The 24,064-nt window shown below is 72.0% G+C and carries 19 protein-coding genes and 1 pseudogene; 11 read left to right on the top strand and 9 right to left on the bottom strand.

Annotated features, from left to right (window positions below; translation table 11 throughout):
* Positions 1 to 48 precede the first annotated feature (48 nt).
* Positions 49 to 1,542, top strand: a complete 1,494-nt coding sequence (der, locus tag ACIQHQ_RS34550) for a ribosome biogenesis GTPase Der (protein WP_402619865.1) — start codon at positions 49 to 51, stop codon at positions 1,540 to 1,542.
* Positions 1,543 to 1,603: 61 nt separating this feature from the next.
* Here the strand turns inward: der and ACIQHQ_RS34555 are convergent, their stop codons facing one another.
* Both ACIQHQ_RS34555 and ACIQHQ_RS34560 read right to left on the bottom strand, forming a co-directional pair.
* Complete coding sequence (locus ACIQHQ_RS34555; RefSeq protein ID WP_402619866.1) at positions 1,604 to 1,990, bottom strand: hypothetical protein; 387 nt, start codon at positions 1,988 to 1,990, stop codon at positions 1,604 to 1,606.
* Between the two features lie 85 nt (positions 1,991 to 2,075).
* Positions 2,076 to 2,858 (bottom strand): hypothetical protein, encoded by a 783-nt coding sequence (locus tag ACIQHQ_RS34560; RefSeq protein ID WP_402619869.1) that lies wholly within the window; start codon positions 2,856 to 2,858, stop codon positions 2,076 to 2,078.
* 543 nt (positions 2,859 to 3,401) lie between these two features.
* On the opposite strand from ACIQHQ_RS34560, the gene ACIQHQ_RS34565 reads away from it, so the two are divergent.
* The gene (locus ACIQHQ_RS34565; protein ID WP_402619872.1) at positions 3,402 to 4,034 is read left to right on the top strand and encodes a transglycosylase family protein; all 633 of its coding nucleotides are present in this window, start codon (positions 3,402 to 3,404) and stop codon (positions 4,032 to 4,034) included.
* 75 nt (positions 4,035 to 4,109) lie between these two features.
* Here the strand turns inward: ACIQHQ_RS34565 and ACIQHQ_RS34570 are convergent, their stop codons facing one another.
* From ACIQHQ_RS34570 to ACIQHQ_RS34580, 3 genes are read right to left on the bottom strand one after another with little or no spacing between them, the layout of a single operon-like run.
* Positions 4,110 to 4,751, bottom strand: a complete 642-nt coding sequence (locus ACIQHQ_RS34570) for an ABC transporter ATP-binding protein (protein ID WP_402619874.1) — start codon at positions 4,749 to 4,751, stop codon at positions 4,110 to 4,112.
* Positions 4,748 to 7,462, bottom strand: a complete 2,715-nt coding sequence (locus ACIQHQ_RS34575) for a branched-chain amino acid ABC transporter permease/ATP-binding protein (protein ID WP_402619877.1) — start codon at positions 7,460 to 7,462, stop codon at positions 4,748 to 4,750. Before ACIQHQ_RS34575 ends, ACIQHQ_RS34570 begins: the two co-directional genes overlap by 4 nt.
* Complete coding sequence (locus ACIQHQ_RS34580; RefSeq protein ID WP_402619880.1) at positions 7,462 to 7,938, bottom strand: hypothetical protein; 477 nt, start codon at positions 7,936 to 7,938, stop codon at positions 7,462 to 7,464. The genes ACIQHQ_RS34575 and ACIQHQ_RS34580 overlap by 1 nt, the downstream gene beginning before the upstream one ends.
* A gap of 144 nt (positions 7,939 to 8,082) precedes the next feature.
* On the opposite strand from ACIQHQ_RS34580, the gene ACIQHQ_RS34585 reads away from it, so the two are divergent.
* Genes ACIQHQ_RS34585 through ACIQHQ_RS34595 form a run of 3 tightly spaced genes read left to right on the top strand, consistent with a single transcriptional unit; the run spans position 8,083 to position 10,986 of the window.
* Entirely contained in the window at positions 8,083 to 8,646 is a 564-nt protein-coding gene (locus tag ACIQHQ_RS34585; protein WP_402619883.1) for a hypothetical protein, read from the top strand.
* The gene (locus ACIQHQ_RS34590; protein WP_402619885.1) at positions 8,621 to 9,907 is read left to right on the top strand and encodes an ABC transporter substrate-binding protein; all 1,287 of its coding nucleotides are present in this window, start codon (positions 8,621 to 8,623) and stop codon (positions 9,905 to 9,907) included. Before ACIQHQ_RS34585 ends, ACIQHQ_RS34590 begins: the two co-directional genes overlap by 26 nt.
* Before the next feature lie 38 nt (positions 9,908 to 9,945).
* Positions 9,946 to 10,986, top strand: coding sequence for a helix-turn-helix transcriptional regulator (locus ACIQHQ_RS34595; protein WP_402619888.1), 1,041 nt, complete (start codon positions 9,946 to 9,948; stop codon positions 10,984 to 10,986).
* Here the strand turns inward: ACIQHQ_RS34595 and ctaD are convergent.
* Positions 10,880 to 12,556, bottom strand: a pseudogene (gene ctaD, locus ACIQHQ_RS34600) (cytochrome c oxidase subunit I); the annotation flags it as partial. The gene ACIQHQ_RS34595 and the pseudogene ctaD sit on opposite strands and share 107 nt — an antisense overlap.
* Before the next feature lie 424 nt (positions 12,557 to 12,980).
* Between ctaD and ACIQHQ_RS34605 the strand changes: the two are divergent.
* The gene (locus ACIQHQ_RS34605) at positions 12,981 to 13,196 is read left to right on the top strand and encodes an I78 family peptidase inhibitor (RefSeq protein WP_402619890.1); all 216 of its coding nucleotides are present in this window, start codon (positions 12,981 to 12,983) and stop codon (positions 13,194 to 13,196) included.
* A 74-nt stretch (positions 13,197 to 13,270) separates the two neighbouring features.
* On the opposite strand, the gene ACIQHQ_RS34610 is transcribed toward ACIQHQ_RS34605, so the two are convergent.
* The gene (locus tag ACIQHQ_RS34610) at positions 13,271 to 14,263 is read right to left on the bottom strand and encodes a phosphatase PAP2 family protein (RefSeq protein WP_402619893.1); all 993 of its coding nucleotides are present in this window, start codon (positions 14,261 to 14,263) and stop codon (positions 13,271 to 13,273) included.
* Between the two features lie 227 nt (positions 14,264 to 14,490).
* The gene (locus tag ACIQHQ_RS34615) at positions 14,491 to 15,687 is read right to left on the bottom strand and encodes a hypothetical protein (RefSeq protein ID WP_402619896.1); all 1,197 of its coding nucleotides are present in this window, start codon (positions 15,685 to 15,687) and stop codon (positions 14,491 to 14,493) included.
* Between the two features lie 264 nt (positions 15,688 to 15,951).
* Here ACIQHQ_RS34615 and ACIQHQ_RS34620 point away from each other — a divergent pair, with 264 nt between their 5' ends.
* A complete protein-coding gene (locus tag ACIQHQ_RS34620; protein ID WP_402619899.1) occupies positions 15,952 to 17,553 on the top strand; it encodes an MFS transporter in 1,602 nt (533 codons plus the stop codon).
* Between the two features lie 102 nt (positions 17,554 to 17,655).
* Positions 17,656 to 18,846 carry an acyl-CoA dehydrogenase family protein gene (locus ACIQHQ_RS34625; protein WP_402619902.1) on the top strand — a complete coding sequence of 397 codons (1,191 nt, stop codon included), beginning with the start codon at positions 17,656 to 17,658 and terminating at the stop codon, positions 18,844 to 18,846.
* A gap of 49 nt (positions 18,847 to 18,895) precedes the next feature.
* On the opposite strand, the gene ACIQHQ_RS34630 is transcribed toward ACIQHQ_RS34625, so the two are convergent.
* Positions 18,896 to 19,333, bottom strand: a complete 438-nt coding sequence (locus tag ACIQHQ_RS34630) for a cell division protein SepF (protein ID WP_352120019.1) — start codon at positions 19,331 to 19,333, stop codon at positions 18,896 to 18,898.
* A gap of 289 nt (positions 19,334 to 19,622) precedes the next feature.
* Here ACIQHQ_RS34630 and ACIQHQ_RS34635 point away from each other — a divergent pair, with 289 nt between their 5' ends.
* The 3 genes from ACIQHQ_RS34635 to ACIQHQ_RS34645 all read left to right on the top strand — a co-directional run bounded on the left by ACIQHQ_RS34635 (position 19,623) and on the right by ACIQHQ_RS34645 (position 24,049).
* On the top strand, positions 19,623 to 20,882 hold the full coding sequence (locus tag ACIQHQ_RS34635; RefSeq protein WP_402619906.1) for a DUF5685 family protein: 1,260 nt from the start codon (positions 19,623 to 19,625) through the stop codon (positions 20,880 to 20,882).
* A gap of 809 nt (positions 20,883 to 21,691) precedes the next feature.
* Complete coding sequence (locus ACIQHQ_RS34640) at positions 21,692 to 22,597, top strand: S1 family peptidase (protein ID WP_402619909.1); 906 nt, start codon at positions 21,692 to 21,694, stop codon at positions 22,595 to 22,597.
* A 369-nt stretch (positions 22,598 to 22,966) separates the two neighbouring features.
* Positions 22,967 to 24,049 carry a S1 family peptidase gene (locus tag ACIQHQ_RS34645; RefSeq protein WP_402619912.1) on the top strand — a complete coding sequence of 361 codons (1,083 nt, stop codon included), beginning with the start codon at positions 22,967 to 22,969 and terminating at the stop codon, positions 24,047 to 24,049.
* Positions 24,050 to 24,064: the final 15 nt, after the last annotated feature.

Below are 24,064 nucleotides of genomic sequence, written 5' to 3' on the forward strand. Positions count from 1 at the left end.
AGCGGGTACTCCACCGACCACCACGATGAACGACGAGGTACGGACTTCATGAACGACCACATCCAGCCCGACGGCTCGGACGCGTCCGAGGGCGCGTACGAGCACGACCACGGGGCGCTCGGCGACGCCGAGTTCGCGGAGTTCATGGAGCTCGCCGCGGAGGAGGGCTTCGACCTCGAGGACGTCGAGGGCGCCATCGAGGAGGCGGGCCACGGCCCGCTGCCCGTGCTCGCCGTCGTCGGCCGCCCCAATGTCGGCAAGTCGACCCTGGTGAACCGCATCATCGGGCGCCGCGAGGCCGTCGTCGAGGACAAGCCGGGAGTCACCCGCGACCGGGTGACCTACGAGGCCGAGTGGGCCGGCCGCCGCTTCAAGGTCGTCGACACCGGCGGCTGGGAGCAGGACGTCCTCGGCATCGACGCCTCCGTGGCCGCCCAGGCCGAGTACGCCATCGAGGCCGCCGACGCGGTCGTCTTCGTCGTCGACGCCAAGGTCGGCGCCACCGACACCGACGAGGCCGTCGTCCGGTTGCTGCGCAAGGCCGGCAAGCCGGTCGTGCTGTGCGCCAACAAGGTGGACGGCCCGAGCGGCGAGGCCGACGCGGCCTACCTGTGGTCGCTGGGCCTGGGGGAGCCGCACCCGGTCTCCGCGCTGCACGGCCGGGGCACCGGCGACATGCTCGACCAGGTCCTGGAGGTGCTCCCCGAGGCGCCGCGCCAGACCTTCGGCGCGGGCGGCACCGGCGGACCGCGCCGCATCGCCCTGATCGGCCGTCCGAACGTCGGCAAGTCCTCCCTGCTGAACAAGGTGGCGGGCGAGGAGCGCGTCGTCGTCAACGAGCTGGCGGGAACCACCCGTGACCCGGTCGACGAGCTCATCGAACTCGGCGGTGTCACCTGGAAGTTCGTCGACACGGCGGGCATCCGCAAGCGCGTCCACCTCCAGCAGGGCGCCGACTACTACGCCTCCCTGCGCACCGCCGCCGCCGTCGAGAAGGCGGAGGTCGCGGTCATCCTGATCGACGGCTCCGAGTCCATCTCGGTGCAGGACCAGCGGATCGTGACCATGGCCGTCGAGGCCGGGCGCGCGATCGTCCTCGCGTACAACAAGTGGGACACCCTCGACGAGGAGCGCCGCTACTACCTGGAGCGGGAGATCGAGACCGAGCTGGGCCAGGTGGCGTGGGCGCCGCGGGTGAACGTCTCGGCGCGCACCGGGCGGCACATGGAGAAGCTGGTCCCGGCGATCGAGACGGCCCTGGCGGGCTGGGAGACCCGGGTGCCGACCGGCCGGCTGAACGCCTTCCTCGGCGAGCTGGTCGCCGCCCACCCGCACCCGGTCCGGGGCGGCAAGCAGCCGCGCATCCTGTTCGGCACCCAGGCGGGCACCAAGCCGCCGCGGTTCGTGCTGTTCGCCTCCGGCTTCATCGAGGCGGGCTACCGGCGCTTCATCGAGCGCCGCCTGCGCGAGGAGTTCGGCTTCGACGGGACACCGATCCACATCTCCGTGCGGGTGCGCGAGAAGCGCGGCAAGAAGAAGTAGCGCGAAACACCGGAAAGGGCGGCCCCGAACGGGGCCGCCCTTTCCGGTGTCCGGTGCTCGCTCAGACGTCGCCGCGCCGCCCCGGCGGCAGCGCGGCCGGTACGTAGTGCATGCCGGTGCCGTGCGCGATGGTCCCGACGCGCTGCCACTGCGGCTGCTGCCCTGCGGCATGGCGGGCGCTCTGGGCACCCGCGCTGTAGGCACTGTACGAGCTGCCGTACGTCCCTCCGTACGAGCCCGAGCCGTGCGGGGGGTTCCCGAAGGCGGTGAAACCCAGCTTCTCCTCGCCACTGCGGTCGCCGGGAAGTGCGCGGAAGGACTTGACGTACTCGGCGTAGAGCGCGTCGTAGATCGGCGTGGCCGATGGGCCGCCCTGGGAGTCCTGAGCCGACCGCGCGGACGGGATCGGCGAGAAGGACTGGCGGCGGGAAACGTCGTATGCGTGCACGTATGTCCAAACGACCCCGCGGGTCAAGGGATGCGGCCGGGGTACGGCTTTCGCAGGTGTACGGCGCGCGCGGGTGACGTGCGGCTCAGGTGCCGGCCAGCGGCAGCGCCGAGGCGACCAGATTTCCGTTCGCCGCCGCCTTGTCCAGCGCGTCCCGCAGCAGGTCCTCGCGCGGCTGGCGGCCGATCGAGCCGGCGGGCGCGGCGAACATCAGCACCTGCTGGTGCTTGTTGGCGGCCGCGCGCCAGCCCTCGGTCACCTGGAGCGGCTGGTGCGCCTGCCACCAGGCCACCGGCCGGCCGCCGTTGCCGCCCGGCTGGAGCACCGCGTGCAGCTGGCCCACGGCGAGCAGCACCGACCAGCCGTGCAGCACCGGCGGTACGGCCGACAGCTCGGTCAGCGGCATGAAGCCCTGTTCGATGAGCAGCGGCAGGAAGTCGTCGCCGGCGCCGGTCGTGCCGGGCCGGGCGATGGGTCCGGTCGGCTCCACCACCAGGGCCGGGTGCAGCTCGCCGGCGATCAGGACGAGCCCGCTGGTCACGCCGAGCACGGCCTGCTCGGGCACCACCTTGTCGGGCTCCGGGCCGACGGTGTCGCCGGCGATGGACTTCACAGCGCCCCGCAGCTGCTCCTCGGTGACCTGCACGACCTGCGAGGGCAGACAGCCCGCGTGGGCGAAGGCGAGGACGGCGGTCTCGTCCCCGATGAACAGCACGGTGCTGGTGCGTTCCTGTTCGGAGTCGCCCGGAGTGCGGCAGGACGTGCAGTCGTAACTGCCCGGGGCGGTCTCTCCGGCGAGCAGGCGGTCGGCTTCTTCGTCGCCGATCTCGGCGCGTACCTCGTCGCTGACGTCGAGCATGCGCGGCACGGGTGGCTCCCTCGGGATGCGGTGCGTGGCAAAGCCGGGTGGCTCCCGGCCCGCGGTCCGGGTAGGTCCCGGCTCATGAAGAAGACAACGGGCGATCTGTGGCGGGAGTCACGCCCCGGGGTGAACGGAATCGAACCATCCAGCGCGCAGGGTCACGCTCGGCGCGGAATCGCGCACTCATCGTCAACTCCCCGCCGCCCGAAGGGAGTTGGGAGAGTGAAGTGGGTCACAGGGCGAGGGGGCGGTTGGTTGACAAATCCGGAAATCCGCGAATGAAGTGGGTGTCCGGAAATCGCCGTTACCCAAGGTATCGGTGAACTGGCCTGCTCCGACAGGCGACTGCTTGATGCCGGGCCGTCGGCTCCTTAGATTCCTCCGCCGTGTGCAACGAGCACCGCTCGGGTGACGTCCGCCGGCCGCCCGGTTCCCAGGAACCGGGCACCGCACCGCACCGGTGGACGGGGCGAGCGCGACCCACGCGCCCCATGGCGCGGGAGTGGCGTTCCGCCTGGGGGACCCCCGGGTGTTTCGAGAGGGACCTACATGTCCGAATGCGCCGATACCACTCGCTTCGACGCCCGGAAGACCCGGGTGCGTACGACGGCGGTCCTCGCCGGGGCGGCACTGCTCGCGCCCCTCGGACTGCTCGCCGCGACCGGAAACGCCGCGGCGGCCGACAGCGGAGTGTGGGACCGCATCGCCCAGTGCGAGAGCGGCGGCGACTGGCACATCAACACCGGCAACGGCTACTACGGCGGACTCCAGTTCGCCGCCTCCACCTGGAACGCCTACGGCGGCACGGCCTACGCGCCCACCGCCGACCGGGCGAGCAGGTCCCAGCAGATCGCCGTCGCCACCAAGGTCCAGCGTGCCCAGGGCTGGGGCGCCTGGCCGACCTGCTCGGCACGCGCCGGGGCGAGCGGCGGCGCACCCGCCGCCGACCCGGTCACCTCCGCCACGCCGGCCCCGGCGAAGCCGTCGAAGGCGCCGGCGCGTTCCACGGAGCACGCGGACCGCGGCGCGTCCCGCGGCGGCTACACCGTTCGCCGGGGCGACACGCTGAGCGACGTCGCCGCCCGGTACGGCACCACCTGGCAGCGCCTCTACGCCGCCAACAGGGCCGCCATCGGCGAGGATCCCGACGTGATCGTGCCCGGCCTGCGTCTGGAGATCTGAGCCGCCGCTGCCCCCCCCCGCCGGGACACGCACCCCGTCCGGTCGGCCGACCGGACGGGGGTCCACCGTCCTGGATCACCCCGTGAACTCGCCCGCCTCCCCGGCGAACACGACGATCCCGCGGCGCAGTTCGTAGACGATCGCGGGACGGTCCCGCCAAGCGGGCGGCAGTCGCTGCTCGGCGACCACCACACACGCGTCCAGCGCGCCCAGCAGCTCGTACGTCCGGGCCGCGATCGAGGGCGACATGCCCTGGGCGGGCTCGTCGACGAGCACCACGCGCGCGCGGGTCAGCAACACCCGGGAGAGGGCGAGCATGCGCTGCTCCCCGCCGGAGAGAGTGCCCGCCCGCCGCTCCAGCAGGGGCCGCAGCTGCGGGTAGGCGTCGAGCGCCGTGGCGTGGTCGCGCGCGGCGAGTTCGAGGTTCTCGCGCACGGTGAGCGACCCGAACACGGCCCGCCGCTCCGGCACCAGGCACAGCCCTCGCCGGGCTCGTCGGTACGCCGGCAGGCGGGTCACGTCCGTGCCGTCCCACACGACCGCGCCGCCCGACAGGGGAACGGTTCCGGCCAGGGCACGCAAGGCGGTCGAGCGGCCGGAGCCGTTGCGGCCCAGCAGCACGGTGAGGCCCGGGCCGGGAGCCGCCAGGGTGACGCCGTGCAGCGCCTCCAGGGGGCCGTAGCGCACCCGGGCCTCGCGCAGGGAGACGATCGTCATCGGCCGGCCCCCGTTCCCAGGGCGTCGAGGACCTGGCCCGGCGGGCCGGAGGCGACGATCCGGCCCGCGGCCATCACCTGCACGACATCGGCGAGACCCGCCACCAGATCCAGGTTGTGCTCCACGACCAGGAGGGCCGTGCCGTCGCCTGCCAGGGCCTTCAGGACCCGGGCCAGGGCGGTCACCTCGGCGGTGTCGAGACCGGCGGCGGGTTCGTCCAGGAGCAGGACGCGGGGGCTGCCCGCGAGGACCCGGGCCAGTTCGACGCGGCGCAGCGTCCCGGTGGGCAGCCCGGCGGCGGGCCGTGCGCGCACCGGCCCGTCGAGTCCGAGCAGCCTGAGGGTGCGCTCCACGGCCCCCGGGTCGGTCAGCCGGCCCTGCTCGGCGCCCACCCGGACGTTCTCGGCGACGGTCAGCGAGGGGAAAACGGCCAGCTGCTGGAAGGTCCGCGCGACACCGAGCCGGGTGCGGGCGTGGGAGGGGAGCGTGGTGATGTCCCGCCCGCAAAGACGCACCGTGCCGCGCGAAGGCCGCAGTGTCCCGGCCAGACAGTGGAACAGGGTGCTCTTCCCTGCTCCATTGGGTCCGACGACCGCGGTGATCCGGCCGGGGGAGAGGTCCAGGTCGACCCCGTCGAGGGCGGTGAAGCCGCCGTAGTGGGCGTGGAGGTGGCGGGCGGTCAGGACGGGCGCGGCCTTGGCGGCGGAGGGTCGAGTGCCCGCCGCACCGGGTTCGGCGGCGGCCTCGGGTGCGGCCGTTCGGTACCGCGTGCCGCTCACACCGAAGGCCCGCCCGGTGCCCCGCGCCACGCCGGTCGCCCCCACCGGTACGGGTGCCGTCCGGTCCGCCCGCGGCTCCGCGGGGCGCAGCAATCCGCGGGCCCGGGCCCCCACCGGCGTCAGGGCCAGTGTGCGGCGCGGCCGCAGGCGTTCCGCCGCGGTGCGCAGAGCCGCGTACGGTCCGCCCGGCAAGCGGCCCACCAGGATCGCAAGGACGCCGATCAGGGCCGCCGCGACGCCGCCGCGGGTACCCGCGTCCAGCCCGACCAGGAGGGCCGCGGCGGCGAGGGCGCCGAGGGTGCTGTCGGCGCCCAGCACGACCACCGCGGCGAACCACAGCAGGCCGCGCACGGGATCGTAGGCGGCGGCGTCGAAGGCGCGCAGGCCCATGCCGAGCATGCCGCCGCCCAGTGCCGCCAGCGCGGCACCCGCGACGAAGGCCAGCAGCTTCAGGGACGGCACCCGGACGCCCGCCGCCTGCGCGCCCGCCTCGTGGTCCCGCAGGGCGGCGAGGGCCCGGCCCGTCCGTCCCCGGCGCAGGGCGTGCGTCGCCAGCAGCGCGACCCCCAGCAAGAGGAGCTCCAGGACGTAGTACGCCCGGTCCCCGTCGAAGCCCGCCGGACGGTCCAGGGACAGGCCCGAGGTGGCGTACGGCTGGGCGAAGACGAAGCGGCTCACCCCCACGCCCACGGCGAACGTCGCCAGCGCCAGCGCCAGGCCCCGGCGGCGGATCGCCGGCCAGCCCGTCAGCAGGCCGAGCGGCGCCACCACAACCACCGACACCGCGAGTGCCGCCAGTTCCGGCAGGGCGGGCAGTCCCGGGAAGCGGCCCGCCGCCAGCAGCGCCGTGAACAGGGCGCCCAGCCCCGCATACGCCGCCTGCCCCAGCGAGATCTGACCGCCGCGGCCGGTGACCACCACCAAAGACAGCAAGATCACGGCCAGCGCAGGCACCTGGACGGAGGTGTGCAGGTCCCGGCCGGCGAAGCCCAGCGGCAGCAGGAACAGCACGAGGACCACGATCCGGGCGCCCGGCGGCGTCGGCACCCGCGCCGATGCCGTGCGCGGCAGCGCGTCCCGCTCCCCGACGCCCGGCAGCACCAGCGCCGCGACCAGCAGCGCGACGACGAACAGGTTCGTGCCCGCCGCCCGGACCAGGGGCTCGGCCCAGCCCGACGGGTGCAGCCGCGTCAGCTGGCTCTGCGCCACCCCGATGCCCAGCGCCGCCACCACCGCCACCGGCAGGTACCGCATCCGCGCGGCCACCGCGACCGCCACGACCTCCATCACGAGCAGCGGGAGACCGTACGGGTCGAGCCGCACGTACGGCGCCAGCAGCACGCCCGTCAGGCCCGCCGTGAGCGCGCCGAACGCCCAGCCCGTCGCCGCGACCCGGTCCGCGTCGACACCGCCCAGCACGGCGAGTCGCCGGTCGTCGACGACGGCCCGCAACTCCCGCCCGAACCGCGTCCGGCGGACCACCGCCGTGACTCCGGCGGCCAGCACCAGCACCACCGCCAGCTGCCCCCACGGCTCGTCCGGCACCAGCACCGGGACGTCGTCGCGCGCCCCCTGCCCCCACACCAGCGCCGCCCCGCCCACCAGCAGCACGAACACCCCGATGGATGCCACCAGCGTCTGCGCCGGATCCCCGCCCAGGACCGCCAGAGGCCGGAAGACGTACCGCTCCAGGACCACCCCCAGCCCGGGAGCCAGTACCAGCAGCGTCACGGCCGCCCCGAGCCACAAGGGCCAGCCCCACTCGACCACGCACTGCCGCAGCGCGTACGCGCACACCATGGCGATCGCGCCGTGCGCGAAGTTGAGCACGCCCGTCGCGCGGTAGGTCACGATCAGGCCGATCCCGGTCAGCGCCGCCGCGCTGCCGACGGAGAGCCCCGCGAGGGTGAGGTCGTACGTCAGCGACGACATCAGTCGGTTTCTTCGGCCGGCTCGCAGATCGGGCAGGGGCCCAGCTCACCGCTCGCCACCCGCGTGGAGTCCACCGGGACCGCCTCCGCCTTCCCCGCCACCAGCGGGCAGTCCGCGCGGTGCCACAGCGTGCCGCCCGGTGTCATCAGCAGATCGCCGCTGACCGCGAGCGGCGCGAGCACGGCCCGGCCGGTCTCCTCCCTCTCGTCCGGCCCGGCCGCCACCAGCAGGCCGTACAGCTCCTCCACGCGCGCGGCGGCGATCGCACCCCGTCCATGGGCCAGCAGCACCGCCCCGGCGACGAGCAGCGCGGCGCCGGGAATCGTGCAGGACGCCAGGTAGGGCAGCTGCCGTTCGGCGTAACGCTCGCCGGAGACGCCGTACCAGCCGACGACGCACAGCACCGCGCCGGCGGCCAGCGCGGCCCAGCCGGCCCACAGGACGGGATGCGCGCTCCGCAGTCGACTGGTCCGCATCGCTGGCTCCCACACGTCGGATTCGCTGTGCACGCGCCTGGCTGCCTGTTCAAGTCCGCCGATCGCTTGCACTATGCCTTGTGGAAGCTGACCCTGAAAGCACCGGGCGCACATGGCCCGGACCGACACCCGGTGGTGAGCCAGATGGTTCTCGGCAGCGACCTCAAGAGGGGGAACGCGACGGGGGGTCCACACGCCGCGGGACGGGGCACGGTGATCGCCGCCGCCCTGGTCCTGGCCCTCGCCCCGGCCCTGGCGGCCTGCAGCGACGACAGCGGCGGCGGCAGCGCGTCCACGCCTCCCGCACCGACCGCCGAGCGCACCACGAGCGCCCCGGCCACCGCGCCCGCGGACCGGGCCGCCGCGGAGGCGGAGATCAAACAGAACTGGCAGAGGTTCTTCGACCCGAAGACCTCGACCGAGGAGAAGCAGGCCGTCCTGCAGAACGGCGACCGGATGGGCCCGGTCCTGCGGGCCTTCAGCGGTGACGAGCGCGGCGGGCAGGTCCAGGCGAAGGTCACCAAGGTCGAGTTCACCTCGGCCACCGAGGCGGACGTGACGTACACGCTGACCCTGCGGGGCGCCACCGCCCTGCCCGACGCCTCCGGAAGCGCCGTCGAGCAGGACGGCACCTGGAAGGTGTCCGCGAAGACGCTGTGCGCGCTGGTGCAACTGAGCGGCAATGCGTCACCGGTCCCGGGCTGCTGAGGCCCTGGCCGCGGCGCTGCTGCTCGCCCTGAACGCGGCCTGCGGCAGCCGGCTCCCGGAGAGCGACTTCGAGCACGACGGCCGCACCCCCGCGCCCCGCGATGCCGCGCCCCTGCGGGTCGGGATCATCACCAGCGCCACCAGCCCGGTCGGTGGCGGCGCCTTCACCGGCCCGCGCGACGGCGCCCGGGCCTTCTTCGACCGGCTCAACGCGCTCGGAGGCATCGACGGACGCCGGGTCGAGGTGCGCCGGTGCGACGACGGCGGCAGCGGCGTCGGCAACAACGAGTGCGTGCACCGGCTCGTCGAGGAGGACGAGGTCGTCGCCCTGGTCGCCACCACCGCCCTCGACTACGCGGGTGCCTCCCGTGTCTCCCGCGCGCGCGTGCCGGACATCGGCGGCCAGCCCCTCGGCAGCGCCTATGACACCTACCCCCACCTCTACGGCATCTACGGCAGCCTCGCCCCCCGCGACGGCACCCCCGGCTGGAACGGCACGCTGTACGGCGGCACCGAGGTCTACCGCTACTTCAAACGCGAGCACGGCGCCCGCACCGCCGCCGTCGTCTCCTACAACCAGTCCGCCTCGGCCGCCTACGCCCGGCTCGTCGAGCGGGGCCTGCGCGCCGAGGGCTACCAGGTCGTCACCGAGCAGGTCGACTTCGCCCTGCCCAACTTCCGTGCCGTCGCCGCCGACCTGAAGGAGCAGGGAGCCGACCTGGTGTTCGACGCCCTCGACGGGCACGGCAACGCCCGGCTCTGCCGGGCCATGGACGAGGCCGGCGCCGCCGTCACCGCCAAGGTGACCAACGTGCAGAACTGGACGTCCACCGTCGCCGACGACTACAAGGACGCCCCGCGCTGCCGCAACGCCCTCTGGGCGACCGGCGCCAGCCGCAACTTCGAGGACACCGGCCACCCGGCCGTACGGGAGTTCCGCGAGGCGACCAAGGACCTGAAGACGCACTCCCAGTGGCAGCTCGAGGGGTGGGCGGCCGCGCGCTGGTTCACCGACGCGGCGAGGTCCTGCGCGCGGACGGGCATCACGCGCGCGTGCGTCGACGACTTCATGAACCGCGACCAGGGCTACACCGCCGAGGGGCTGCTGCTCCCCGTCCGCTTCGAACGGCTGGCCGAACCGCCCAGGAGCAGCAGGTCCTGCCTGTCGGTGGCCCGCTGGCAGGACGGGAAGGGCTGGGTCGGCCAGGGGGACATGAACCGCACCTGCTTCACCGTCCCGCAACTGGCCTACCGGCCTTGAGGACAGCGACTGTCCGCAAGGCCTGACAGACTCGCCCCATGTTGGAGACCTCGGCCCGTCTGCTGCGTCTGCTGTCCCTGCTCCAGGCCCATCGCGAGTGGTCCGGCCCCGAACTGGCCGGCCGGCTCGGCATCAGCGCCCGCACCCTGCGCCGGGACGTGGACCGGCTGCGCGAACTCGGCTACCCGGTCAACGCCAGCCCCGGCACCGGCGGCGGGTACCAGCTGGGCGCGGGCGCCGAACTGCCGCCCCTGCTCCTGGACGACGAAGAGGCCGTCGCCGTGGCGGTCGGACTGCGCACGGCCGCCGGCCAGGGCATCGACGGCATCGGCGAGACCTCGGTCCGGGCCCTCGCCAAACTGGAGCAGGTGCTGCCGCACCGGCTGCGCCACCGGGTGAGCGCCCTGAACGCCGTCACCGTGCCGATGCTGCGCAGCACGCTGCCCTCCTCGGTCGACCCGGCCGTGCTCACCGAACTCGCCCACCTGTGCCGGGACGCCGAGCGACTGCGCTTCGAGTACCGCGGCCACGACGGCACCGCCACGCGCCGCAGTGTCGAACCGCACCGCCTGGTGTGCACCGAGCGCCGCTGGTACCTCGTCGCCTGGGACCTCGACCGGGACGACTGGCGCACGTTCCGCGTGGACCGCGTCACGCCCAAGCCCCCGCACGGCCCGCGCTTCGTACCGCGCGACCCGCCCGCCGAGGACCTGGCCGCCTATGTCTCCCAGGGCGTCTCCACGCGCGCGTACGCCACCCACGCCGTCGTGCGGCTGCTGGCGCCCCTGGAGGAGGCGCTCCAGCGCATCTCGCCCTCCGCCGGGGTGCTGGAGGCCGAGACCGAGGACACCTGCCTGCTGCGCTGCGGTGCCGGCAGCCTCGACGTGATGGTCATCCACGTGGTGATGCTGGGCTTCGAGTTCGAGGTGCTGGAGCCGGACGGGCTGGTCGAGGCGATCAGGAGGACCCGGGACCGGCTTGATGGCGCTCTGGCTCGGGCTGCGCAGTCACCGCCGCGTACTGCGGATGGTGCAGGTCGAACGCCGGCGACTCGGAGCGGATCCGGGGCAGCGTCGTGAAGTTGTGCCGCGGCGGCGGGCAGGAGGTCGCCCACTCCAGGGAACGGCCGAAGCCCCAGGGGTCGTCGACCGCGACCTTCTCGCCGTACTTCGCGGTCTTCCACACGTTGTAGAGGAACGGCAGCGTCGACATGCCGAGCAGGAAGGCGCCGATCGTCGACACCGTGTTGAGCGCGGTGAAGCCGTCCGCGGCGAGGTAGTCGGCGTACCGGCGGGGCATGCCCTCGGCGCCCAGCCAGTGCTGCACCAGGAACGTGGTGTGGAAGCCGACGAACAGCGTCCAGAACTGGATCTTGCCGAGCCGTTCGTCGAGCATCTTCCCGGTGAACTTGGGCCACCAGAAGTAGAAGCCCGCGAAGATCGCGAAGACGACCGTGCCGAAGACGACGTAGTGGAAGTGCGCGACCACGAAGTACGTGTCCGTCACATGGAAGTCCAGCGGCGGCGACGCCAGGATCACCCCGGTCAGCCCGCCGAACAGGAACGTCACCAGGAAGCCCGCCGCCCACAGCATCGGCGTCTCGAACGACAGCGAGCCCTTCAGCATGGTGCCGGCCCAGTTGAAGATCTTCACGCCCGTCGGAACCGCGATCAGGAAGCTCATGAAGGAGAAGAACGGCAGCAGCACCGCGCCGGTGGCGAACATGTGGTGCGCCCACACGATCATCGACAGGCCGGTGATCGCCATCGTCGCCCCGACCAGCGTCAGGTAGCCGAACAACGGCTTGCGGCTGAAGACCGGGATGATCTCCGTGATGATGCCGAAGAACGGCAGCGCGATGATGTAGACCTCGGGGTGGCCGAAGAACCAGAACAGGTGCTGCCACAGGATCGCCCCGCCGTTGGCCGCGTCGAACACCTGCGAGCCGAACCGCCGGTCGGCCTCCAGCACCAGCAGCGCCGCCGCCAGCACCGGGAACGCCATCAGGATCAGGATGGACGTGAACAGGGTGTTCCACACGAAGATCGGCATCCGGAACATCGTCATGCCCGGGGCGCGCATCCCGATGATCGTGGTGATGAAGTTGACCGCGCCGAGGATCGTGCCGAAGCCCGACAGCGCCAGCCCCATGATCCACAGGTCGGCCCCGACGCCCGGCGTGCGCTCCGCGCTGTTGAGCGGGGCATAGGCGGTCCAGCCGAAGTCCGCCGGCCCGGAGGGGACCAGCAGCGAGCCGAGCACGATCAGCCCGCCGAACAGGAACAGCCAGTACGAGAACATGTTCAGCCGCGGGAAGGCGACGTCGGGCGCGCCGATCTGCAACGGCATCAGCTCGTTCGCGAAGCCCGCGAAGGTCGGGGTGGCGAACAGCAGCAGCATGATCGTGCCGTGCATCGTGAACGCCTGGTTGAACTGCTCGTTGTCGATGATCTGAAGGCCGGGACGGGCCAGCTCGGCGCGCATCAGCAGCGCCATCACCCCACCGGCCAGGAAGAACAGGAACGCCGTGATCAGGTAGAGATGGCCGATCTTCTTGTGGTCCGTCGTCGTCAGCCAGTCGACCACCACCCGGCCGTGCCGCGTGCGCGGCGCGGGCGGTGCCACCGCCTGTACGGTCTGCGTCCCCATCGCTCGCTCGCCCCTTCGCTCATCGCGTACCGGGCCCGCCGCAGCCCGCGCCTCACGAACCCGCGAGCTCACGCCATGATGCTCGCGTCACCGCGCGCTCCGACAGGGGGCGTACCGGCCTCTTCGCGCCGAAGCCATGCATTTCCCGAAGCGCGCCGGCTCCGCCGGGCGGGTACGGAAGCGGAAAGGGAAGGAGTTCCAAGGCACTTCTCCCGGCACTTTCCGCAGGGTTTTTCCATGAGCTCATGTGACACGCGGAAATGACGATCGAATGCCTGCGGAAGGCGTACGGAACCGCTCGTCCGTGTGACGGGCTGTGCCCGAAACGCCTGTCGTGATCTTGTGACAGAAGCGTGACCGGGGGCGGACAGTGACCGGACGGGCCGGACTTCCACGGTCGCCGGGCAGGACATAGCGTGGCGGCATGGCACCCAAACCGACACCTTCCGCGGAACCCGACGACAGCCCGGACACCTATGTCGGCCTGGAGGCCGACCGGGCCGAACACCTCGCGCGTGAGCGGGGCTGGCCGACGGTGCGCTCGCTGCCGCCGGGGGCGATCATCACGATGGAGTACCGCGTGGGCCGGCTGAACTTCGAGGTCAGGGGCGGCCGGGTGGCGCGGGCCTGGAAGGGCTGAGACAGGGCGAGGGCCCCGGTTCCGCCCGGAACCGGGGCCCTCGCGCGGCCGGACGGGGTGCGTACCGTCCCGGTTCAGCCGCCGGTCAGGGGCCGGGCCGACGGGGTCGAACCGCGCGGATGGCGCTCCGGGTGCGGCGGGCGGCGACTGCCGGCGGGGGTGACCGGAGTGCGCTCGGAGCGGGTCGTGTGCGGGCCCGGAGCCAGGTAGATCGGCGTCCGGGGGGAGCGGGCCGCGACGTCCTCCCGCTCGGGCAGCGGCGTGACCGCCACGGGCGGCGCGCCGGCCGTGACGGCCGAGGTGCCTCGCCCGCGGGCCCGCAGGCGGTCGCGCAGGTCGAAGATCCAGGCCTCGGCGCGGGCGATCAGCGGCTCGAACCACGGCAGGCCGAGCAGGATCAGCAGGCCCGCGGTCCAGCCCAGCAGCACGTCGCTCAGCCAGTGCGTGCCGAGGTAGACGGTGGCCATCCCGACGCCGAGCGAGGTCACCGCGGACACGGCGGACAGCCAGCGCTGCGCTCTCGCGCTCGAGGCCAGGTAGGCCAGGATTCCCCAGGTCACCACGGCGTTGGCGGTGTGACCGCTCGGAAATATATCGCCGCCGAGCCACATCTCGTTCGAGCCGATGGTGGTCGCGTAGTGCGGCCCCAGGCGGCCCATGCCGTACTTGGCGGCCCCGACCGTGATGTTCAGCAGCAGCAGCGAGACGCCGAGGGCGAGCAGCGGTCGCAGGGTGTGCTGCCGCCAGGAGCGCCAGCCCAGCCAGGCCGCGACCATCACGGCGGTCGGGCCGCGCTGTCCGAGGACCACGTAGTAGTCGACGAACCAGTGGATCTCCGACCACTGCTGGTACGGGCGGAAGAACATGACCTGCCAGTCGAGCCGGACCAGCCAGGACGTGATCACCACGGCCCACACGATCGCCCCGTAGAAGGCCAGGGTCGCCGCGAAGAGCACGATGCGGTGCCTGCTCATCTTCGGCACATCGATGTGGGCCGGTCGTTCCGGCTCACGGTCCAGCCGGGCGAACACCCGGTCCAGACGGGTGAGCTTCGGTTCGGTACGCACCCAATCGACGTTACAGCGAGTGAGCTCAGATCCCGTGCGAATCAACGGCTTTGTGATGACGATGTGATGTGGGATTCCTCTCAGGAGGAGGTTTATTGCCACCGAATCTGCTATCGCCGCGGGCTGCGGCCTTCAATTCCTTTGATCATTCCGGATGCGGGTTTTATTGTGCTTTTGAATTCGTTCACCCGGGCATGGTGCGGAATTCCCCTGGCGCTCACAGCGGGTCAGGGCGGTCCGGTGCCGTTCAGCCAGAACGCCCCGTACACCGCCGAGGCCACCCCCATGGCCCCGAGTATCGCTGCTGACCTGCGCGTTCGAGTCTTCGCCAGGGCCAGCGCGAGGGGCAGCAGCAGAGGGAAGGCGGGCATCAGCAGACGCGGTTTCGAGCCGAAGTAGCTCGACGCGCACAGGGCGAGCGCCGTCACGATCCCCGTGTAGACCAGCAGCGGCAGCGGCTGGCGCTGACGTACTCCGGTCACATACAGCCAGACGACTGACGCGACCCCCAGGACCAGCCCCACACCGGCCAGGGCCGACGGGAACGACGTGAACTTCTCGACGACGAACCGGCCGAAGGCATAACCGCCGTCGAAGCCGTTGCGCCACCCGGCCTGGACGTCGAGATAGCCCAGGGGGCCCCTGCCGGTGTGATGCCCGACCCAGAGCACGTAGCCGGCGGCGCCGAGGGGGGCCAGGAACATGCCGAGGAAGCGCCGGGCGCGAGTCCCGGGCGCGCCGGCGCGCGGAGAGCTCTGCGCGCCGCTCGGCTGGGCCGCACCTCTGTCCCACACGAAGGAGGCCACCGCCGCCACCCACACCGCCGCCACCACGGCCAGGCCCACCGGACGCGTCAGCCCCGCCGACAGGGCCAGCGCGCCCGCCGTCACCCAGCGGCCGGTCAGGACCGCGTACAGCGACCAGGCCGCGAGTGCCGTGAACAACGACTCGCTGTACGCCATCGACTGCACGATCCCCACCGGCAGGACGGCCCACAGCAGCACCGCGCACACCCCGGCCCGGCGGCCGTACACATGGTCCGCCACGGCGAAGACGCCCCAGGCGGCGGCGAGCGAGGCGCACAGGCTGACCAGGAATCCCCCGTCCGCGTGCGACAGCGGCGACACCGCCGCCACCAGCCGCTCCAGCCAGGGCAGCAGCGGGAAGAACGCCAGGTTCGAGTGCACGTCCCCGTTCGCCAGGCGCACCTCGTAGCCGTAGCCGAGCTCGGCGACCCTGACGTACCAGAGCGCGTCCCAGCGGGCCGTCAGCAGCGTGTACGCGCTCTTGTCCCGCGCCGCGCTCCACAGGAACAGGGCGAGCAGGCCCAGGGCGCGGACGGCCGCGTACCCGGCGAGCGCCGGGGCCGCCCGGCGCAGCGCCCCGGCGTGGGACGGGGCCACCCGCGTCTCAAGATCGGTCACGGGCCCGATTATCGACCCGGGGCGCAACCGTCCGGCCGCCCGGGGCGTCGACGAGGTCGGGGGCAGTGGCGTACACCACATCCGTCCGCTCTCGGTGTGAGAGGTCCGCCACTGGCCTCCGGCGGGGACTCGCGTACGCTGACGTGTCACTCGCTTTACGTTTGCGCGGGCCGGAGACCACCGCTCCTCTCCGGCCGAGTCGCGGGGGGCGTCCCCCACCCCGTGAGCCCGCCGATCGCGAGGGAACATCTGGGAGGTACGTACATGTCCGGGACGACCACGGCCGCCGCTGTGCTGCGCCGTCGGGCGGCCGGGGCCGGTGCCGACCGCTGGGTGGTTCTCGTCGTCCTCTGCGTCAGCCTGCTGCTGGTCGCCGTCGACGCAACCGTGCTGCACGTGGCGGCCCCCGCCGTCACCGAGGACCTGAAGCCCGGCGGGATGGAGCTGCTCTGGATCGTCGACGTCTACCCACTGGTCTGCGCCTCGCTGCTGATCCTGTTCGGCACCCTGGGCGACCGCATCGGCCGCCGGAGAGTCCTGCTCCTCGGCTACACACTGTTCGGGGTGGCGTCGGGCCTCGCCGCCCTGGCTCAGAGCGCCGAGGTGCTGATCGTGGCGCGGGCGCTGCTCGGCGTGGGCGGCGCGATGATCATGCCCGCGACCCTGTCGATCCTGCGGCAGGTCTTCCCGGACCGGCGCGAGCGGGCACTCGCGATCGGCGTCTGGAGCGCCGTGGCCGCGGTGGGCGCGGCGGTCGGGCCCCTGCTCGGCGGCTTCCTGCTGGAGCACTTCTGGTGGGGGTCGGTCTTCCTCATCAACATCCCGTTGATGCTGGTCAGCCTTCCGGTGGGACGACTGCTGCTGCCCGAGTCGAAGGGCGACCGCGAGGGCCCGTGGGACGTCGTGGGTGCGCTGATGGCGGCGGCCGGACTGTTCGGTGTCGTGATGGGTGTCAAGCGGCTCGGCAGCGGGGAGTCGGTGGGAAGCCTGCTCACCGTGCTGCCGTTGGCGGTGGGCGCGGTACTGCTGGCCGGCTTCGTCCGGCGGCAGCGGCGGCGGACCTATCCGCTGGTGGACCTCAAGATGTTCGCCCGGCCCGCGTTCAGCACATCCGTCGGGTGCATCGTGCTGGCGATGCTCGCGCTGGTCGGCCTGGAACTGATCGCGGCGCAGTACCTGCAGCTGGTGCTCGGGCTGTCGCCGCTGGAGACCGGGCTGCGGCTGCTGCCGCTGACGTTCGCGGCGATGGCGGCCGGGCTGGCCGGGGCGCGGATGCTGCGGCGGTTCGGGCCGCGGCGGATGGTGTGCACCGGCTTCTGCCTCACGGCGTTCGCGGTGGTGCTGCTGACGGCACTGGGCCGGACGGACGAGTGCGCGCTGATGCTGAGCGGGTTCGTGCTGCTCGGCTTCGGGCTGGAGACGACGCTGTTCGGGGCGTACGAGTCGATGCTGAGCGAGGCGCCGCAGGAGCAGGCCGGTGGGGCGGCGGCGATCGGGGAGACGTCGTACCAGCTCGGAGCCGGGATCGGGATCGCGCTGCTCGGCACGGTGATGAACGCGGCCTACGCGCCCGGGCTGTCGGGCGTTGCGGGTGTCCCGGCCTCGGCGGCCGCGTCCGCGGGGCATTCGCTGGGGGAGGCGTACGAGGTGTCCGCGCGGCTGGGCGGGTCCGCCGGTGCCGCGTTGCGGCATGCCGCCCGGGACGCGTTCGTGCACGGGCTGCATGTGACGTTGCTGGTGAGCGCAGGACTGCTGCTGCTCGGTGCGGTGATGGCCTTGCGGCTGCCGCGGGTCATGCAGTGCGAGCCGGGCCCGGTGGACCTGCCCGCCCCCAGGGACGCGGCGGACTCACGCGTCTCGGTGTAGCAGCCCCGCTTCCGTTGTGCGGCTACGGGTGGTGCCGGGGTGTGCCGGCGTCGTAGCGTCTGGTGAGCGGTGCTAGTTAAAGAGTCTCGGAGGGTGTCGATCATGTCCGGTTCTTCCAAGCTGCCTCCCTTCGATCCCGCCGATCCCCTCGGCCTGGACGACCTGCTGGAGCCGGAGGACCTCGGCATCAGGGACACGGTGCGGGCCTGGGCCGCCGACCGGGTGCTGCCCCATGTCGCCGAGTGGTACGAGAAGGGGGAGTTGCCGGGCATCCGGGAGCTGGCCAAGGAGCTCGGCGGCATCGGCGCCCTCGGCATGTCCCTGGAGGGGTACGGCTGCGCCGGGGCGTCCGCGGTGCAGTACGGACTCGCCTGCCTGGAGCTGGAGGCCGCCGATTCCGGCATCCGTTCCCTCGTCTCCGTGCAGGGCTCCCTCGCCATGTACGCCATTCACCGGTTCGGCAGCGAGGACCAGAAGCAGCAGTGGCTGCCGCGCATGGCCGCCGGCGAGGTCATCGGCTGCTTCGGGCTGACCGAGCCCGACCACGGTTCCGACCCGGCCTCCATGCGGACGTACGCCAAGCGCGACGGCTCCGACTGGATTCTCAACGGCCGCAAGATGTGGATCACCAACGGATCGGTCGCCGGAGTCGCGGTCGTGTGGGCACAGACCGACGACGGCATCCGCGGCTTCGCGGTGCCCACCGACAGTGCCGGATTCTCCGCACCCGAGATCACACACAAGTGGTCGCTCAGGGCCTCGGTCACCAGTGAGCTCGTGCTCGACGACGTCCGGCTGCCCGCCGATGCCGTCCTCCCGGAGGTCACCGGCCTGCGCGGGCCCCTCAGCTGTCTCTCCCACGCCCGCTACGGAATCGTGTGGGGCGCCATGGGCGCGGCCCGCAGCAGTTTCGAGGCAGCGGTCGACTACGCGAAGTCACGGGAGCAGTTCGGGCGGCCCATCGGCGGCTTCCAGCTCACCCAGGCCAAACTCGCCGACATGGCGGTCGAACTGCACAAGGGGATTCTGCTCGCCCATCATCTGGGGCGGCGTATGGACGCCGGCCGCCTGCGTCCCGAGCAGGTCAGCTTCGGCAAGCTCAACAACGTCCGGGAAGCGATCGAGATCTGCCGCACGGCCCGGACCATTCTCGGCGCCAACGGGATCTCGCTGGAATATCCCGTGATGCGGCACGCCACCAACCTCGAGTCGGTGCTCACCTATGAGGGCACCGTCGAGATGCACCAGCTCGTGCTGGGCAAGGCGCTCACCGGACTCGACGCCTTCCGGTAGGCCGGTCCGGTAACCCTGCGCGGGGGCAGGGCCGGTGAGCGGCCCTGCCTCAGCTCTGGTTGAAGAAGCCGTCCGCGCGGTGCGCGGCCGGGTCGCCGTTGACGATCTCGGTGTTGGCCGGGGTCAGCAGGAACACGCGGGTCGACACTCTCTCGATCGAACCGCGCAGGCCGAAGATCAGCCCGGCCGCGAAGTCGACCACGCGCTTGGCGTCGGAGGCCTCCATGGCCGTGAGGTTCATGATGACCGGCACGCCCTCGCGGAACAGCTCGCCGATGGCGCGTGCGTCCCGGAAGCTGTCCGGGGTCACCGTGCCGATGCGACGGCCCTTCTCCTCGGCGACGTCCGAGGCCACCTTGACGCGCGGATCAGTGACCCAGGCCTCCCCGGGCTCGGTCCCGTCGGAGTAGTCGTCGTCGTAGTAACGCTCGTCTTCGTTGTCGTCGACGAGGCCAAGCCAGGCACTTGCCTTGCGTACCGATCCCATGGACGCCTCCTCTCACAGCGGTCTTTCTGCTTTCCGCATCCCTATGGTCGTCCATGATGCGGATGGCGCGCCAAGTGGATAGACGCCGCACGGGGGGTTTGTGACGGTACTGGTGCACAGCGAATCCGTCGAGAGTCCGTGTGTCCCAAGGGCCGTTTCCCAAACGGCTGCTGACTGTGAGTGAAATATGATTCTTCTCGGCGTACGGGTGACGGCCGGGGCGTACGGGTGAATGGCGGACCGATACGCTGCCGCAGCTCAGCATCGTTACCAAGCTCGGGGGAGCGTTGTGTTCGGAATCGTCAGGCCCTGTAGACACCGGCTCGGAGAGAAGCTCACAAGCCAGTGGATGGCGCATTTGTGCGGACTCTGCCTCGCACTGCGCGGTGACCATGGACAGTTCGCGCGGATAGTGACGAACTATGACGGACTCCTCATTTCGGTGTTGACGGAGGCTCAGACGGAGAGTGACGGTGTCGGGCGCCGAACGGCCGGACCGTGCCCGCTGCGCGGCATGCGCACCGCCTCCGTCGCGCACGGCGAAGGGGCCCGGCTGGCGGCGGCCGTCTCCCTGGTGCTGGCCTCGGCGAAGGTGCGCGACCACGTCACCGACGGTGACGGGCTGTTGGCCCACAGGCCGGTGGCGCGTGCCGCGCGCCGGGTGGCCGCGAGCTGGGACACGGCCGGCGCCCGGACCGCCGCCGCCGTGGGATTCGACACCGCCCTCCTGGTCGACGCGGTGGACCGGCAGGCCGGGATCGAGACGCTGGCCGGCCCCGGGACGCCGCTCCTGACGGTCACCGAACCGACCGAGACCGCGACCGCCGCCGCCTTCGCGCACACGGCGATCCTCGCCGGCCGGCCGCAAAACGCCCAGCCGCTCGCCGAGGCGGGTCGGCTCTTCGGGCGCCTCGCACATCTGCTGGACGCCGTGGAGGACCGGCACGCTGACGCCGCGTCAGGCGCTTGGAACCCGGTCGCCGCGACCGGCACCTCGCTCGCGGAGGTCCGCCGGATCGCCGACGACGCGGTGCACGGCGTCCGGCTGGCGTTGCGCGACGTCGAGTTCGCCGACGGGCAGCTCGTCCATCTGCTGCTCGTGCACGAACTGCGGCGCTCGGTGGACCGGGCCTTCGGCACGGTGCCGGTGTGTGCCTCCCACCAGGGCGGCGGGCCCTACGGACGGCAAGGACCTCACGGACAGCAGCCGCCGGGGCCCTACGGCTCCCCGCAGCACCCGTACGCGGGCGGCGGCGGAGATCCGTACGCCGGTGGGGGAGGGGCGTACGGCGGAGACGGGTTCGGTGGCGGTGGGTTCGGCGGGGGTGGGTTCGGCGGGGGTGGTTTCGGCGGCGGCGCGCCGGTGCCGCAGCCGCCCCGCCGACGTGGGTTCTGGGCCGGCTGCGGGATGTTCTGGCTGCTGTGCTGCACCTGCAAGCTGTGCTGCGCCAAGGAGTACGAGGGGCCGTGGTCCCGGAAGAAGCGCGAAGGTGCCTGCCGGGACTGCGATTGCGACGGGTGCGACTGCTGCTGCCCCTGCGACGGCTGACCCGCCCCCGTGTGGCAGGGCCGCCCGTGTGACGACGGACGCATCGCAGGGCCGGGCGGTGGTGGCCCGAGCGGCGCGTCGCGTCGATGCAGGCGCCGTACGAACCGCTCGCGCTCGTCGGCGCCCCCAGGCCCGAGGATTATCCGGACGGTCGACTTCCGGACATCCCCGGGTCCTGGCGGGCCGACGGCGGCGCTGTCGGCTGAGCGCCCCGGAGGCGGGCGTACACCGTGGACGGACAGCTCTTCGTCGGTGAGGTACGGCTCGCGGCCGGCCCGGGCCCCGTGAGCGGTGTTCGGCCTGCGCACGGCGAGCCATGGCTGGTCGTGCTGGTGCGCGAGGGGGCGGGGGCGTGTGCGACTGCGCCCCAAAGCCCGACGCGCGCCGGGTGTTCCGCGGTCTCGGGGGCACGCGTACGACCCCCGCCGGGCGGTGCCGGGGCGCTTCACGCCGTACGGCACCGGCCGCACGGTCAGGATGACGAACGCCGCCCCCGCGCCGGCCCCTTCGTCTGGACCTTTCCGTCGCCGGGAACACGCTGGAGGTCGAGGTCGCGGCGGGGAAGCACACGCTGGTGTGAGGCGTGGGCGGGGCCCCGGAAGCCGACCGCGGGGCGACTTCGTAAGGAACTTCCGAAGGTTGAAGTCCGAAAGGCACTCTTGCGCCGACCGGCCGTTCGGCCGAATACTCCCCCTCAGCGCTTGTCAGGGGCACGGCATGTTCGGAATCCGGGCAGCTGGTCTCTGACTGCGCCTCACGGGCCCGCAACCCCACGAGGGCCCCCGACTTCCTTTGTGGAGGAACGAAAAGTGAGGATCAAGCGCACCACCCCCCGCAGTGGCATTTCGAGACGGACCCGGCTGATCGCCGTTTCCACCGGCCTCGTCGCCGCCGCAGCGATCGCGATCCCCAGCGCGAACGCCTCCGACACCCCCACCACCTTCAGCGCCGCCGAACTCAAGAGCGCCAGCGGTTCCTTGCTGAAGGCCGACGTCCCGGGTACCGCCTGGGCCGTCGACAGCAAGACCGACCGTGTGCTCGTGACCGTCGACAGCACGGTCACCCAGTCCGAGATAGCGAAGATCAAGCAGCAGGCCGGCGCCAACGCCGACGCGCTCACGATCAAGCGCGTCCCCGGCAAGTTCAGCAAGCTCATCCAGGGCGGCGACGCCATCTATGCGAGTAGCTGGCGCTGCTCGCTCGGCTTCAACGTCCGTGCCAGCAACGGCACCGAGTACTTCCTGACTGCCGGTCACTGCACCGACGGCGCGGGCACCTGGTACTCCAACTCCGGCCGCACCACGGTCATCGGCTCGACCGCCGGCTCCAGCTTCCCCGGCAACGACTACGGTCTCGTGCGCTACAGCGGGTCCGTCAGCCGCCCCGGCACCGCGAACGGCGTGGACATCACGCGCGCGGCCACCCCGAGTGTGGGCACCACCGTCATCCGGGACGGCTCCACGACCGGTACGCACAGCGGCCGTGTCACCGCCCTCAACGCCACCGTCAACTACGGCGGCGGCGACATCGTCTCCGGCCTGATCCAGACCACCGTCTGCGCCGAGCCCGGTGACTCCGGCGGTTCGCTCTACGGCAGCAACGGCACGGCGTACGGTCTGACCTCCGGCGGCAGCGGCAACTGCTCCTCCGGTGGCACGACGTTCTTCCAGCCCGTCACGGAGGCCCTGAGCGCCTACGGCGTCAGCGTCTACTAGGACCCCGGCGGCACTTCGCAGTACTTCGTGGCCCCCGCACGCACCGCGTGCGGGGGCTTCGTGCCGCGTGCGGACGCCCCTCCGCAACGGGGCGACGCAGGAGCGAGATTCGGCCATGGGGAGACCTCGCAGAGTACGCGCACATTACTCGCGCGTAATGTTTGCAGTGTGAACGCGCGTAAGTTGGGGCCGATTTGACCGTGAGCGGTCAAATTGAGCGGGCAGGCGAAGCGCTGTCTACGCGCGTCTCGAACTCACCCTTGTGTGCTCCCCGTTGTCCTCGGAATAGTAGGCGCTCGTCAACGAGGCCCTTCCGGCTCGTGAGGTCCCCACAACCTCTCGTGCCGACCCCCCACAGGAGGACAGAAGTTGAAGCACCGACGCATACCCAAGCGGCGTGCAGCCGTGGCAGGTGCGGGCATCACCGCACTGGTCGCCGCGGGAGTGACGTTCCAGACCGCGAACGCCAGTGAGACCCCTGAGGCGTCCGCCCCCCGCACCCTGTCGGTCGTGGCGGCCGGAAAGCTCGCCTCGGCGCTGGCCGAGGACTTGGGCGGCGACGCGGCCGGGACGTACTACGACACCAAGAGCAAGAGCCTCGTGGTGAACGTGCTCGACGAGGCCGCCGCGCAGGCCGTCGAGAAGGCAGGCGCCAAGGCGAGAGTCGTGGCGAACTCCCTCGGCGAACTCAAGAGCGCCCGCAGCACGCTGAAGCAACACGCGACGATCCCGGGCACGGCCTGGGTGACCGACCCGACGACGAACAAGGTCGTCGTGACCGCCGACCGCACGGTCTCCAAGGCCGAGTGGGCGACGCTGACGAAGGTCGTGGACGGACTCGGGGCGAAGGCCGAACTCAAGCGGTCGAAGGGGGAGTACAAGCCCTTCATCGCCGGTGGCGACACGATCACGGGCGGCGGCGGGCGCTGCTCGCTCGGCTTCAACGTGGTCAAGGGCGGCGAGCCGTTCTTCCTGACCGCCGGGCACTGCACCGAGGGCGTCTCCGCCTGGTCGGACTCCAGTGGCAAGGCGCTCGGCACCAATGCGGACTCCAGCTTCCCGGACAACGACTACGGGCTGGTCAAGTACACCGCGGAGGTCGACCACCCGAGTGAGGTGAACCTGTACAACGGGTCCACCCAGAAGATCTCGGGCGCCGTGGACGCGACCGTCGGCATGGCGGTCACCCGGAGCGGATCGACCACGCAGGTGCACGAGGGCAAGGTCACGGGACTGGACGCCACTGTGAACTACGGCAACGGCGACATCGTCAACGGGCTGATCCAGACCGACGTGTGCGCGGAGCCGGGTGACAGCGGCGGGTCGCTGTTCTCGGGCGACAAGGCGGTCGGGCTCACCTCCGGCGGCAGCGGTGACTGCACCTCGGGCGGGGAGACGTTCTTCCAGCCGGTGACGGAGGCGCTGTCGGCGACCGGGACGCAGATCGGCTGACACGCTGAGTGTGTC

The sequence above is a fragment of the Streptomyces sp. NPDC092370 genome (assembly GCF_044755265.1).
Classification (GTDB): domain Bacteria; phylum Actinomycetota; class Actinomycetes; order Streptomycetales; family Streptomycetaceae; genus Streptomyces.